The organism is Flavobacterium fryxellicola, assembly GCF_900143245.1.
GTDB lineage: Bacteria > Bacteroidota > Bacteroidia > Flavobacteriales > Flavobacteriaceae > Flavobacterium > Flavobacterium fryxellicola.
In genome coordinates this window covers 227,693-241,646 of record NZ_FRDK01000003.1, presented here as the reverse complement: position 1 = coordinate 241,646, position 13,954 = coordinate 227,693, and the positions used below count along the sequence as shown (strand labels likewise).

Genomic DNA, 13,954 nt, shown 5'->3' with positions numbered 1-13,954 from the left:
ACTATCTTAATTTTAAAGTGACAATTGACAATATGGCCAACATAATAGCTACAATCCAAAAACGGGTTACGATTTTACTTTCATGATACCCTTTTTTCTGGTAATGATGATGTAGAGGAGACATTAAAAATATTCTTCGGCCTTCGCCAAAGCGTTTCTTAGTATACTTGAAATAACTTACTTGAAGAACCACAGATAAATTTTCGACAAGAAAAATTCCGCATAATAAAGGAATCAGCATTTCTTTACGAACCGCAATTGCAAGAACGGCTATTATTCCACCAATGGTCAAACTTCCTGTATCACCCATAAAAACGGATGCTGGATAGGAATTATACCAAAGAAATCCAATCAATGATCCTACAAATGCTGCTATGAAAACCGTCATTTCACCAGAATTAGGGATGTACATAATATTCAGATAATTAGAGAAAATAATATTACCTGAAACGAACGTAAATATTCCCAATGCGAGTACCGAAATAGCCGAAGTTCCCGCAGCAAGACCATCAATTCCATCTGTTAGATTAGCGCCGTTTGAAACTGCAGTTATAATAAAAATTACTACTGGAATAAAAATTAACCAAGCCCATTTTTCATATCCGTCTCCTGTCCAAGCCAGCAATTCGGCATAATCAAACTCATTGTTTTTAAAGAAAGGAATTGTAGTTGCCGTAGATTTTTCTTCGATGGGCGCTGGCATAATCACGGTTTGCGTGGCCGTTTTAAAAACATCTGTTTTACCAGTATCCGTTCTTACAGTAACACCTGCATGAAAATAAAGCACAATTCCTACTATCAAACCCAAACCAACTTGTCCAAAAACTTTGAATATCCCTTTTAAACCTGCTTTATCTTTTTTAAATATTTTGATATAATCATCAATAAACCCTATCGTTCCCATCCATAACGTGGTCACTATCAACAATACGATGTAAATATTATGCAATTTTGCAAAAAGCAAAACTGGAACCAACGTTGCAAAAATTATGATTAACCCTCCCATCGTAGGCGTTCCTGCTTTTTCATTTTGACCAGCCAAGCCCAACTCCCGAACGGTTTCCCCTACTTGTTGTCTTTGCAAAAACCGAATAATTATTTTTCCGTAAATAGTTGACAGCAATAACGATAACATAAATGCTAATGCCGATCTAAATGTGATGTACTGAAAAACTCCTGTTCCAGGAACATCCAGTGTTTTATCTAAATATTCAAATAAATAATATAGCATATATCTTTGTTTATTTGGTTAATCGTTGCTTTGCGGTTCGTTACTTTTCAATCTAAATACTATTCGCTAAAACAAATAATAGCAACCGATTAAACCATCATTTCCCTAATTGTTCTAAAACTTCCTTTACTGTTTCCATATCGTCAAAATGTTGCCGAATTCCTTTAATTTCTTGGTATGTTTCGTGTCCTTTGCCTGCAATCAAAATAATATCATTAGGCTGCGCCAATTGGCAAGCTGTCTTTATAGCTTGCTTTCTATCGCTTATGGTCAATGTTTTTTTATAATTTTGAGGCGCTACTCCTTGCTCCATTTCAGCAATAATAGCTTCTGGCTCTTCATTTCTAGGATTGTCCGAAGTGAAAATTGCTTTATCACTGAGTTCCGATGCAATCCCAGCCATAATTGGGCGCTTGGTTTTGTCTCTATTTCCTCCGCAACCTACCACTGTTATCAGTTGTTCGTTTTTTGTACGAATAGTAGTGATTGTTTTTAATACGTTTTCTAATGCATCCGGAGTATGGGCATAATCCACAATAGCAGTAATGTTAGTTGTAGAAACGATAAACTGAAAACGACCCGAAACACTTTCTAAATCAGATAACAAACGGAGTACTTCTAAACTTTCCATTCCAAGCTCAACGGCAGTACCGTATATAGCCAATAAGTTATAAGCATTAAAGGTTCCTATCAACTTAACCCATACTTCATTTCCATTTATTTTCAGCAACAAACCTGATAATTGGTTTTCCAGTATTTGTGCTTTATAATCAGCATAGGTTTTTAAAGCATAAGTGCACTTTTTAGCAGCAGTATTCTGCAACATTACCTGACCGTTTTTATCGTCAATGTTAGATAATATAAAAGCCGTTTTAGGCAAATGATCGAAAAACGATTTTTTGACATCTCTATATTCTGCAAACGTAGGATGATAATCTAAATGATCGTGCGATAAATTAGTGAATATCCCACCCACAAAATGGAGCGCTTCTGTTCTTTTTTGATGAATCCCATGAGAGCTCACTTCCATAAAACAATAGTCAACCCCATGCGCAACCATTTCTTTAAGATAATGATTTATCGTAATAGAATCTGGAGTGGTATGAGTTGCTTTATATTCTACATCATCCACCAGTATTTTCACGGTTGATAACAAACCAACTTTAAAACCCGCTTTTTTAAACAATTGATACAATAAAGAGGCGATGGTAGTTTTACCATTTGTTCCTGTTATTCCAACCAATTTTAAATCTTGCGACGGATCACCAAAATAATTTGCAGCCATAAAAGCTAAAGCAGAATTCGTGTCTTTAACCCGCACATAAGTAATTCCATTTTCGATAGTTTCAGGAAAGGTATCGCATATCACTGCGACTGCACCTTGCAAAATTGCTTTTCCAATAAAATCGTGCCCATCAGAAATGGATCCACGAATAGCTACAAAAACGTCCTTATTTTCTATTTTTCTAGAATCAAAATCCATTTTATTTATGGTAATATCTGTCGAACCTTTTATGGCTTCGATAGCTACTTTGTACAATATGTCTTTCAGTACACTCATGATAATTCCAATAATATCGTTGCGTTTTTAATTAAATTCTGTCCTGCTTCCAGAGATTGTTTTTTAACTTTTCCAACTCCTATAACCTTCACTTTCATGCCCAAATTCCCTAATAAAGCGACAGCATCCATTCCTGACATTCCCTTTAAATTTGGAATTATTTGTTGGTTCTTTTGAGATTTAACAAAATAAGCGTCATAATTATTTTCTTGTTTTGGAATTTTTCTGTCTATGTTTTTAATCTCATTTGTTGAAGGTGCATCGGTAAAAATCTTTTGTGCAATTCTTTTAAAAACGGGACCTGCCACATCCGCACCATAGTAATTATTGAGTGCTGTACTTGGTTTATGCACGACAACTATACACGAATATTTAGGTTCATCAGCAGGGAAGTAACCCACAAAGGAAGAGGCATAATATTTTCCAACTCCGCCAGCCTTTCCATAATTCACCGCCGCTGTCCCTGTTTTTCCTGCCATCGAAAAATCCTTAGAATATAATTTCGAAGCCGTTCCTTTTTTTACCACATTTGCTAAAACTGCTTTTAGCTTTGCAATAGTTGCTGGCGAACAAATCCTTGGATTCAAAACTTCTTTTTCATATTTTTTGATGGTTCTGTTCCATTCTTTAATTTCCGAAACAAATTGTGGTTTGACCATTTCTCCATCATTGGCAACGGCATTGTAAAAAGCTAAAGTTTGCATTGGCGTGATCGATACTCCATAACCAAAAGCCATCCATGGAAGGGAAATATTAGACCAATTTTTATCGCTTGGCTGCGGAATGTACGGCTTTCCTTCTCCTTTGATGGAAAGTCCTAATGGTTTATTTAATCCAAAATTATTAAGATGATTTACAAATTGTGAAGGATTATCCTTGTATGCATTGTATACTGCTTGTACTAAAACCGTGTTTGATGATAACTCAAATCCTCTTGCTAGCGAAATCTTGCCATAACCACCTTGATGTGAATCACGTACTTTTTTCCCGGAATAAACTATCACCCCTCCTTTGCTATCATAAACTGCACTTGTATCTGCTTTTTTATCTTCCAGAAGTGCCATTAAATCAGCTAGTTTATAAGTAGAACCAGGTTCATGAGATTCAGCAACAGCGTAATTTGTAGTTTCAAAGTAGGTTCCGTCCGTAGCTCTTCCCAAATTAGAAATTGCTTTAACATGACCTGTTTTTGTTTCCATAACCACAACACAGCCATGATCTGCTTGATATAGCTCCAACTGTTTTAATAAGGCATGATGAGCGATATCCTGTATATAAACATCAATTGTTGAAATGACATCGTATCCATCTTGAGGGTCCACCTCATTTATATCACGAATGGGTTTCCACTGTCCTTTTGCTATTTTTTGTTTTAAAATCTTACCGTCTTTACCATTCAAATATTTTCTAAATGCCCACTCAATTCCTTTTCCATCATAAGACTCACCATTAGAAGTTCGTTCATATCCTACGGTACGCTCAGCAATTTTTCCTATTGGATGCTCTCGCACTGTTTCTTGTTCAATTATAATTCCTCCTTTGTAAGCACCTAAATTAAACAATGGAAACCCTTTTATTTTAAAGTATTGGGTATAACTTAAGTTACGAGCAATTAAGTAATACCTATTTTTGTTAGCTCTTGCTTTCCGAAGTTCATTTTCAAAAAAACTAGACGGCTTGCCTAGTACTGTAGCTAATGAATCGGATAGTGATTTAACATTTTTTTCAAATGATTCCGCTTTAGGAGTAACAGCATCAAAACGTATTTCATAATTAGGAATTGATGTAGCCAAAAGACTTCCGTCAGCAGAATAAATATTTCCTTTATTAGCTGGAATCACAAAGTTTCTAACCGTTCTTTCCTTGGCTAACTTTCTATAATAATCACCTTCGACCCACTGAATATTTGTTAATTTCACAGCAATAGCAATAGCCATGACAAAAATGCCAAAAGCTACCAGATAGATTCGATACGATATGTGTTTATCTTCTACTGCCATAATTTTTCTAAAAAACCCTTCTCTTTTTCTTTTTTAACCTTAATTTTTACTGGAGGAACTGTTGATGGGAAAATTTCTTTTTCTATCATTTTTTCGGAGACCGTCGACTCCATTTTCAATTTCATCAATTCTGAGCGTCTATCGACAAATTCTGAGCGCAACTCTTTGGCTTTATTTGTCAATTCAGCAATCTTAAACACTTTTTGTTCAAATCGTTGGGTATTTGCTATCATTAGAATAGCCAACAGAATTATAAAAACGATAAAACGCCAGTTTTTTACCGCATCCTCATTGACAAGGAACCTTGCTTTTAGTAAACTGTATACTCCGTTTTTCATTTTTAATCATTCCCAACCCCTCTCTAAAGGAGAGAAGATCTGCAATTGGGTATATTTTATTGTTACTATTTTAGATTGCTTTCCACCTCGCAAGTTTAGAATTACCTCTTTTCAGCGATCCGTAATTTTGCACTTCTCGCTCTGTTATTTTCTTTGATCTCGGCGTGATCGGGGACGATTAATTTTCCAACTGTTTTGAACGGAACCGAAAAATTACCAAAAAAGTCACGCTCTGGTTCTCCTTCAAACATGCCGTTTTTCACAAATCGCTTCACCAATCTGTCTTCTAACGAATGGTAAGAGATCACGCTTAACCTTCCATTTGAATTTAAAATTTCCAGTGACTGTTCCAAAAACTCTTTCAAAACATCCATCTCCTGATTTACTTCTATTCGAATGGCCTGATATATCTGAGCTAATATTTTATTTCTGACTCTCTCTGGTAAAAAACGCGCTAAAACCTCTTTCAGTGCATCCGTTGTCTTGATTGGATCTTGCTCCCTAGCTTCTATAATTGTTCTGGCTAAAACGGGTGCGTTTTTCAATTCACCATAATCCAAGAACACTCTTTTTAAACTAGCCTCATCATATTCATTGACCACTCTATACGCATTCAAATCATTTTTCTGACTCATTCTCATATCTAAATCGGCATCAAAGCGAGTAGAAAAACCCCGCTCTGCAACATCAAATTGATGGGAAGAAACCCCTAAATCTGCTAAAATTCCATCCACACTTTTTACTCCATAAAAGCGTAAAAACCGTTTTATAAATCTAAAATTTTCATTGATCAACGTAAATCTTTCATCAGTTAGAGCATTTGCCAGAGCATCTTCATCCTGATCAAAAGCAAATAATTTTCCGTTTGGACCGAGTCTCTTCAAAATCTCTTTTGAATGTCCACCTCCACCAAAAGTCACATCTACATAAATGCCATCAGGCTTGATATTTAGGCCATCTACTGATGCTTGAAGCAAAACCGGATTATGATATTCCATTGTCGTCGTCATTTATATTTCCCATTACTTCCTCGGCCAAATCCGCAAAATCTACATCATCGCCGCTTATTGATTTTTCATACAAATCTTTATCCCAGATTTCTACAATATTTACAGCTGAAGAGAAAACTACCTCTTTTGCAATACATGAATAAGCCACCAAATCTTTAGGAACTAACAACCGCCCTAAAGCATCAATCTCAACTACTTTAACACCAGCGGTAAACCTGCGAATGAAGTCATTGTTTTTCTTTACAAATCGATTGAGTTTATTGATTTTTTGCATCATTAAATCCCATTCTTTCATGGGATACAACTCCAAACAAGGCTGAAAAACGGAACGCTTCAAAACGAATCCGTTTTGAAGTGAAGTAGCCAACTGCTTTTTTAAGGGCGCTGGCATAAGCAGCCTTCCTTTAGCATCGACTTTACATTCATATGTTCCGACAATTGTATCCAAGAAAAAAGTATTAAATGATATAGAGCAAAAATATAAAAAATATTACCACAATTTACCACTATATACCACTTTGTTAATAAGTTTAACCACTTTAGGACAAAAACCCTTAATTTATAGACTGTCAAAAGATTAGCCTCCCTTTGCCTTATTTGTAAGAAACATAATGTTATAAAAAATAGACATTAAAAACACAATGAATTATCGTTTTTAAATGCTATGAGGGCCACTTAAAAAGAATAAAACGAAGACTAAAATTGAAAAAAAAAGTATCAAATAGAGGAGCTATCTCGATAATTTTACAATTAAAAATTGTTGTAAAAATTCATTTTTATTTATTAAATCCTATATTTGTCAAAATTGAAAATCCGGTTTCACAAAAAATGGAAAAACACTATAAAAAAGAAGGTAGATACAGCTATTATGAAGCTGGCGAAGGAACTCCAATTGTGATCTTGCATGGACTGATGGGAGGACTCAGCAATTTTGACGCTGTGGCCAATTACTTTTCCACAAGAGGATACAAAATAATCATTCCAGATTTACCTATATACACGCAAAATATTTTGAAAACGAATGTAAAAAGTTTTGCAAAATATGTTAAGGATTTCATCACTTTCAAAGGTTTAGAACGCGTGATCCTTTTAGGAAACTCCTTGGGAGGCCACATTGCATTATACCATACTAAAATGTATCCTGAAAAAGTAGCTGGACTAGTAATAACTGGTAGTTCTGGACTTTACGAAAGCGCTATGGGAGACAGTTATCCCAAAAGAGGGGACTACGAGTACATTAAGAAAAAAGCTGAGGATGTGTTCTACGATCCCAAAGTAGCTACTAAAGAACTTATTGATGAAGTGTATGAATCTGTAAATGACCGTATAAAACTAATAAAAACATTGACGATTGCCAAAAGTGCTATTCGTCATAACATGGCCAAAGATTTGCCAAAAATGCATGTTCAAACTTGCATTATCTGGGGAAAAAATGATAAAGTTACCCCGCCAGATGTTGCTGAAGAATTTCATAAATTATTACCTAATTCGGCTTTGTATTGGATTGACAAATGCGGTCATGCCGCTATGATGGAACATCCCGATGAATTTAATCGCTTACTAGAAGATTGGTTAACCCATACTCATTTAGCAGTACACTAAACGTAGAAGGAGAATCTTATACCCTGAAAAAATGAAAATTAATACCGCCGAATTTGTTATCAGCAACTCCGATGTAAGCAAATGTCCAAAAGACTTTTTGCCGGAATATGCTTTTATAGGCAGATCAAATGTTGGAAAATCCTCTTTGATCAACATGATAACAAATCAGAAAAAATTAGCAAAAACGTCTGGAAGACCCGGAAAAACTCAATTGATTAATCATTTTTTGATTAATAATAATTGGTTTCTAGTGGATTTACCAGGTTATGGTTATGCTAAAGTTTCCAAAAAAACAAAATCCATTTTCCAAGAATTTATTACGGATTATTTTGAAACGAGAGAGCAATTAGTTTGTGCTTTTGTGTTGATAGACATCCGTCATGAAGCACAAACGATAGACATCGAATTCATGTCGTACATGGGGGAAAGCGAAATTCCTTTTTGTATTGTTTTTACCAAGGCAGATAAGATCAGTAAGGTAAAAATTGATTCTCATGTTGCCGCTTACAAAAAGAAAATGTTTGCTAACAACTGGGCCGAAATGCCGCATTATTTTGTAACCTCAGCGACAGAATCTACTGGGAAGGAAGAATTATTGAGTTATATAGACGAAGTAAATCAAGAGGTCTTCAAAAACAATGCTCAGTTTTAGAAATAGGCTACTTTTCATAAAATAAAAAAATCCCAAAACTTAATTTAGTTTTGGGATTTTTGCTTTAGTACCACCCTTAACATAACTACTAAAATTCGACTCCGTTTTTTTTGATATCTGTTCCGACTATTTTTTGACCGTGCAGAAAAATTGAAATGCAGATAAAATCAACTAATTCCTAATCGAGGTCGAATTTCTCCTCCAACTATTAGCACCGAAGCATACTACATTACTGCTTTTTTAGGTCCAATTTCTCAGCAAAATATTCGCAGAAATCTTTCATTGTATCCGCCATCTTTTCATCATCTGTAGCCCGTTTAAATGTTTCCGACATCGCTACTAAAGTCTGGTGAAAGAAAATTTTCATTTCGTCGACTGGCATATCTTTTGTCCATAAATCAATCCGCATACTTTCTTTTGCTTTGCTGTCCCAAACAGACAACATAATTGCTTTTGCCTCCTCTAACTCGACTCCTCCATCTTTTGCAGACCACATTAATTTTTCTGGAACACGATTTTCATCTAATTCGACTAGAAACTTAATTTCTGATGTGTTTTTATTTGACATTATTTCTTGGGTTTGTATTTTGATTTAATAAAAATTTCTTTCGCATTTGTTTTCAACAAATCCGCAATAGGCAGATCATTATTTTTTGCATAGGATCGCACGATCTGCCAACCTAACCATGCACCAACTTGTCCTGGTGAATCATTATCAATTTCCAAATAAAATTTAGAAAATGGCGCTGGATTTATAAATCTAGGGACTAATTTTTGATCACTGCTATAAAGCATTTCTTTTTCAATAAAATAACGCCACATGTAACTTTCATTTTCCTGACACCAAACTATTTGTTCAGGAGTATATCCCATTTTTTCGGCATCTGAATAAGTAGGCAATAATAAATCCTTTAAATACAATTGCTTTCCGTGATAAATCATCTGACTTAATAAATCCTTCTCTAGTATTGGCGCAATTTTACGGCCAGCAAAACTTGAAACTACATCTGGCGCAATCTGCCTTTGCTCAAAATTTTGTTTTAAATAATTTGGAAACTGATAAAACTTGTGATCCTTCCCTAAATACAATTCAAGGGATACGATGACAAGACTGTCCGCATAGATAGCTTTATTTTTATAATCCATTTCAGAGATTATAGTAATTATTTTGGGCGTTTTGGTTTGTGGAAAATAGTATTTAATATGTTTAAAAAGCGTTTCTAATTCTTCTTTCACGGGTTTAAAATCAGCATACTTTTTTTGAACTTCGGTATACAATTCTCTCCAAATAGGATCTTGCATTTTATTTAACCAAACACTGTTGTCATTTCCTAAAGGAAAGAAAAACGGAAATTCTTTTTTTACTTTTTCTAAATTCTGTGGTGGTGTTTCAAAAAATATTTTGTCAAAACGTACTACCTTCACTTCCATAGGAATGGCAATTACAGCACTTTCAACTTTACTTTTCTTGTCACAAGACAAAACGAAGAGGCAAAAGACTACAAGAAACAGATATTTTTTCATATATATTAATTAAATTTGTTCCCAAAGAATCCTGGGAAACGAAAGCACAAGACAACTATTTTGCAAATATACATTCCTGCTTTTTAAAACGTAAACTATTATGACTAAAAAAAGTACAATTCAAGTTGAAAAAGTGAATATCCAAATTGTAAACTGGCTGAAAAGTTATGCTGAGAATGCAAAGGTAAATGGATTTGTTATAGGCATATCAGGTGGAGTAGATTCAGCCGTTACCTCAACCTTGTGCGCTCAAACAGGATTGCAGGTTTTATGCGTAGAAATGCCAATCCATCAAGCAGCAAGTCATGTCACTAGAGGACGAGAACATATTGAACAGTTAAAGCAACGATTCCCTAATGTTACTAGTATTGAAGCGGACTTAACCCGTGTTTTTGACACCTTCCAATCAGCAGTTCCTGGCGATTCAAATGAAGCCAAAGTATCCTTAGCACTAGCCAATACTCGCGCACGATTACGAATGACCACTTTATATTACTTTGCTGGAATTCATGGCTTATTGGTTGCCGGAACCGGTAATAAAGTAGAAGATTTTGGAGTTGGTTTCTATACAAAATATGGAGATGGCGGAGTGGATTTGAGTCCAATTGCCGATTTAATGAAATCCGAGGTCTATTTATTAGGCCGTTTTTTAAAAATACCAGAATCCATATTAGAAGCCTCCCCAACAGATGGCCTATTTGGTGATGACAGGACAGATGAAGATCAATTAGGAGCTAGTTATGATGAGCTAGAATGGGCAATGACGCAGGATGAAGCTAGAAAAAATAAGGATGACTTTTCAGGAAGAGAAAAAATTGTTTTCGAAATTTACAAACGATTAAACACCATTAATCAACATAAAATGACACCAATTCCGGTTTGTTTTGTGATAAAAGAGTAAAGAAATCATATTTTATATTGATTTACAATTAATTACAGAATTTATTTATTAATTTTACAGCTCCAATTACAATTAAAAACAATTCTAAAAATTAAAAATTATGATTAAAGTATGTATAGCCGATAATTTCCCTGTTGTGCATTTTGGAGTAAAATCTTACTTTAAAGATAATGCAGACATCTCAATAGTTGCCAACGTGGGCAATTTCTTGATGGTGAGGGATATCCTTCAAACAAAAGACATTGATGTATTAGTATTAGATTTGGAGCTGGAAGGTCTTTCCAGTATTTTTGAGGTTAAAGCGGTCTTGAAAAATTTTCCAAAAACAAAAATTATTATCTTCAGTGGTCTTTCTGAACAAATTTATGCGCCAAATGCCATAAAAGCTGGAGTATCTGGCTTTGTGCATAAATCAGAAAAGTTAGAAACTTTAGGTATTTCTATTATTAAAGTCTACCAAGGTAAGATCATAATGAACGAAACCGTGAAGAAAAACTTAGCGTTGATTGCTAAACAAAGCAAGAGTGAGCGTTTGTATCGTAAGCTGTCCAATCGAGAAGTGGAAGTATTACGTTATTTAAGTGGAGGAAAAAAGAATCATGAAATTGCTGAAATTTTAGGACTCAACGAAAAAACGATCAGTACGTACAAATTGCGATTGCTTACAAAACTAAACGTTACCAATTTAGTAGACTTAGTAGAAAAAGCAAAAAAATTAGAGATTGTTTAGCACTAGCTAAAGGATACTCTTCCTGTTTTTTTTTAACTAAAAAAGGAATACGCATTACCAAAAGCGCTGTAACATCCGAATTTGATTCAGATGTTACAGCGCTTTCTTTATTCTTACCTATTTGATAAAAACTTTAAATTGTCTGTTTTTCAATGGTAGCGGACTACGACTCTTCCCAATTTCTTTGAAAACTTCCCTCTTAGTTCTATATAATTCATCACCATGGTCAAGGATTCCATATTATCTGAATCTGGTTCATTTGACACCGCGTTTTTTAAATCTTCTATAATCTCACTGAGTAAAAACCATCTGAGAGTAAACAACGTATCCGAAATACTCTGATTTAGTGTTTCTTCTTTGGTTTTTGGAAATATATTCTGACCAATCCAGTCGTGCAATACGTATTTCTCATCCTCCATCATAATACTTGTTACCTCTTGAGGAACACCCGCTTGCAAATGACTTATATATTTTTCCACACCAGAATCTTCGTTTTGAAGGTAATAATTAATTAAATCACCATAAATTTCCTTGAATATTTGACTTGCAAACTCTACTTCATCTTCTTGTAAACTTAAATATATTTTTTGAAAAATCTTTAATTCTTTCATCTCAGAAACTTCTATGATTTCTCCTTCTTCATTGGTCTTCATCAATACTTCTTCAAAATTCTCTGTCTTGTTTCCGTATAACAAAAGAACTTTGATAATCTCCCGTTCAAATAGATAAAGAGAATCCACTTTATCTGCTGGATTTGTACTTTCATTTTTCACAAAGTCAAACGCCTTTTGAACTTGTTTTTGCTTTTTGTCCACTTCATGAACCTCTTTTTGGACTAATTGCGCTAAAGTACTTTGCAAAACTTGTTCTGAAATATCCATTATCCTAGAACACTCCTGAATGTAAATTTCTCTCTGGATTCTATCTGGAATTTTCGAAATACTAACAACCATATCCCGAATCAAATCAGCTTTTTTGATAGGGTCATTTTTAGCTTCATTCATCAAAAGGGATGCTTTGAACTGAATAAAATCTTTGGCATTATTCTCTAAATATAAAATTAAATCCTCGTAGGATGTTTTCTTGGCAAAACTATCTGGATCTTCTCCATCAGGAAAAGTACATACTTTTACGTTCATTCCTTCTTCTAAAATCAAATCTATTCCACGGATAGAAGCACGTAATCCTGCTGCATCGCCATCAAAAAGCACGGTGATATTTTTTGTTAATCGGTTTACTAATCGGATTTGGTCGGGTGTTAATGCTGTACCAGAAGAAGCAACGACATTCTCAATTCCCGCTTGGTTAAACTGAATTACATCGGTATATCCTTCTACTAGATAACAATTATTCAGTTTGGCAATAGATTGCTTGGCTTGATAAATCCCATAAAGCACTTTACTTTTGTGGTAAATATCACTTTCCGGCGAATTTAAGTACTTTGCTGCTTTTTTATCGTTGGTAAGAATCCTTCCTCCAAAACCCAGCACTCTACCTGACATACTTTGGATAGGAAACATCACGCGTCCTTTGAAACGATCAAATGGTCTGTCTTCTCGTGGAATTGTCAAACCTGTACTTTCCAGAAATTCTAGTTGATAGCCTTTACCAAGCGCTTCCTTTGTAAAAGCATCCCAAGCTTCGGGTGAATAACCTAAACTAAATTTCCTTATTATTTCATTGGTAAACCCTCGCTCTTTAAAATAAGAATATCCGATCGCCTTGCCTTCCTCCGAGTTTAAAAGCGTATTATGAAAGTAGGTTTTTGCAAATTCCGAGACCAAATACATGCTTTCTCGGACATCAGTATTGGCTTTCTCTTCATCCGTTTGCTCCGTTTCTTCAATTTCAATATTGTACTTTTTGGCTAAATAGCGAATCGCTTCTGGATAAGTAAACTTTTCGTGCTCCATCAAGAAAGCCACTGAGTTGCCCCCTTTTCCTGAGCTGAAATCCTTCCAAATTCCTTTGGCCGGTGAAACCATAAACGATGGAGAACGCTCTTCAGAGAAGGGACTCAATCCTTTAAAGTTAGACCCTGCTCGTTTTAAATTTACGAAATCACTGATAACCTCCTCTACTCGAGCGGTTTCGAAAACAGTATCTATGGTAGCTTTTGAAATCAATTTTTTTATTTTGGAAATTCAAAGTTACAAAGTTTAGTGCGACAAAATTATCTGCAGTATAAATAAAATCAATCATCGTAGCACTTTCCTACTTTCACAATAGTTTCAAGATACTAAAATGCACTAAACCTGAATTCTAAAAAATTTTTAAGGCTAAAAAACTTACTATTAAAATTGATTTCCGCAAGAATCTAAATTTCCTTTTTAATCACTGTTCATTTATAATTAAATATGCGTTCATTTGCAATTGATTTCCGAACCAGTAGTAAAATTCAATAT

13 protein-coding genes are annotated in these 13,954 nt (G+C 34.7%); 4 read left to right on the top strand and 9 right to left on the bottom strand.

All coding sequences use genetic code 11. From position 1 onward, the window contains the following. Window position 1: 1 nt before the first annotated feature. The 6 genes from mraY to mraZ all read right to left on the bottom strand — a co-directional run bounded on the left by mraY (window position 2) and on the right by mraZ (window position 6,588). Entirely contained in the window at window positions 2-1,231 is a 1,230-nt protein-coding gene (gene mraY / locus BUA03_RS07200; RefSeq protein ID WP_066079960.1) for a phospho-N-acetylmuramoyl-pentapeptide-transferase, read from the bottom strand. Window positions 1,232-1,328: 97 nt separating this feature from the next. After that, a complete protein-coding gene (locus BUA03_RS07195; RefSeq protein WP_066079963.1) occupies window positions 1,329-2,792 on the bottom strand; it encodes a UDP-N-acetylmuramoyl-L-alanyl-D-glutamate--2,6-diaminopimelate ligase in 1,464 nt (487 codons plus the stop codon). Beyond that, complete coding sequence (locus tag BUA03_RS07190) at window positions 2,789-4,792, bottom strand: penicillin-binding protein (protein ID WP_066079966.1); 2,004 nt, start codon at window positions 4,790-4,792, stop codon at window positions 2,789-2,791. The genes BUA03_RS07195 and BUA03_RS07190 overlap by 4 nt, the downstream gene beginning before the upstream one ends. Next, on the bottom strand, window positions 4,783-5,130 hold the full coding sequence (locus BUA03_RS07185) for an FtsL-like putative cell division protein (protein ID WP_066079969.1): 348 nt from the start codon (window positions 5,128-5,130) through the stop codon (window positions 4,783-4,785). The genes BUA03_RS07190 and BUA03_RS07185 overlap by 10 nt, the downstream gene beginning before the upstream one ends. A gap of 101 nt (window positions 5,131-5,231) precedes the next feature. After that, a complete protein-coding gene (rsmH, locus tag BUA03_RS07180; RefSeq protein ID WP_175542099.1) occupies window positions 5,232-6,140 on the bottom strand; it encodes a 16S rRNA (cytosine(1402)-N(4))-methyltransferase RsmH in 909 nt (302 codons plus the stop codon). Then, window positions 6,115-6,588: a division/cell wall cluster transcriptional repressor MraZ gene (gene mraZ / locus BUA03_RS07175; protein ID WP_066079972.1), complete on the bottom strand. Its 474-nt coding sequence runs from the start codon at window positions 6,586-6,588 to the stop codon at window positions 6,115-6,117. Before mraZ ends, rsmH begins: the two co-directional genes overlap by 26 nt. A gap of 380 nt (window positions 6,589-6,968) precedes the next feature. Between mraZ and BUA03_RS07170 the strand changes: the two genes are divergently transcribed. Both BUA03_RS07170 and yihA read left to right on the top strand, forming a co-directional pair. Further along, entirely contained in the window at window positions 6,969-7,742 is a 774-nt protein-coding gene (locus tag BUA03_RS07170; protein ID WP_066080767.1) for an alpha/beta fold hydrolase, read from the top strand. 31 nt (window positions 7,743-7,773) lie between these two features. Next, window positions 7,774-8,394 carry a ribosome biogenesis GTP-binding protein YihA/YsxC gene (yihA, locus tag BUA03_RS07165; protein WP_066079974.1) on the top strand — a complete coding sequence of 207 codons (621 nt, stop codon included), beginning with the start codon at window positions 7,774-7,776 and terminating at the stop codon, window positions 8,392-8,394. A 229-nt stretch (window positions 8,395-8,623) separates the two neighbouring features. Here the strand turns inward: yihA and gldC are convergent, their stop codons facing one another. Then, complete coding sequence (gene gldC / locus BUA03_RS07160) at window positions 8,624-8,962, bottom strand: gliding motility protein GldC (protein ID WP_066079977.1); 339 nt, start codon at window positions 8,960-8,962, stop codon at window positions 8,624-8,626. After that, a complete protein-coding gene (gldB, locus tag BUA03_RS07155; RefSeq protein ID WP_066079980.1) occupies window positions 8,962-9,918 on the bottom strand; it encodes a gliding motility lipoprotein GldB in 957 nt (318 codons plus the stop codon). The genes gldC and gldB overlap by 1 nt, the downstream gene beginning before the upstream one ends. 100 nt (window positions 9,919-10,018) lie before the next feature. Here gldB and nadE point away from each other — a divergent pair, with 100 nt between their 5' ends. Both nadE and BUA03_RS07145 read left to right on the top strand, forming a co-directional pair. After that, window positions 10,019-10,819, top strand: coding sequence for an NAD(+) synthase (gene nadE / locus BUA03_RS07150; RefSeq protein ID WP_066079983.1), 801 nt, complete (start codon window positions 10,019-10,021; stop codon window positions 10,817-10,819). Window positions 10,820-10,919: 100 nt separating this feature from the next. Then, window positions 10,920-11,549: a response regulator transcription factor gene (locus BUA03_RS07145; RefSeq protein WP_066079986.1), complete on the top strand. Its 630-nt coding sequence runs from the start codon at window positions 10,920-10,922 to the stop codon at window positions 11,547-11,549. Window positions 11,550-11,698: 149 nt separating this feature from the next. Here the strand turns inward: BUA03_RS07145 and dnaG are convergent, their stop codons facing one another. Next, window positions 11,699-13,675: a DNA primase gene (dnaG, locus tag BUA03_RS07140; protein ID WP_066079989.1), complete on the bottom strand. Its 1,977-nt coding sequence runs from the start codon at window positions 13,673-13,675 to the stop codon at window positions 11,699-11,701. Window positions 13,676-13,954: the final 279 nt, after the last annotated feature.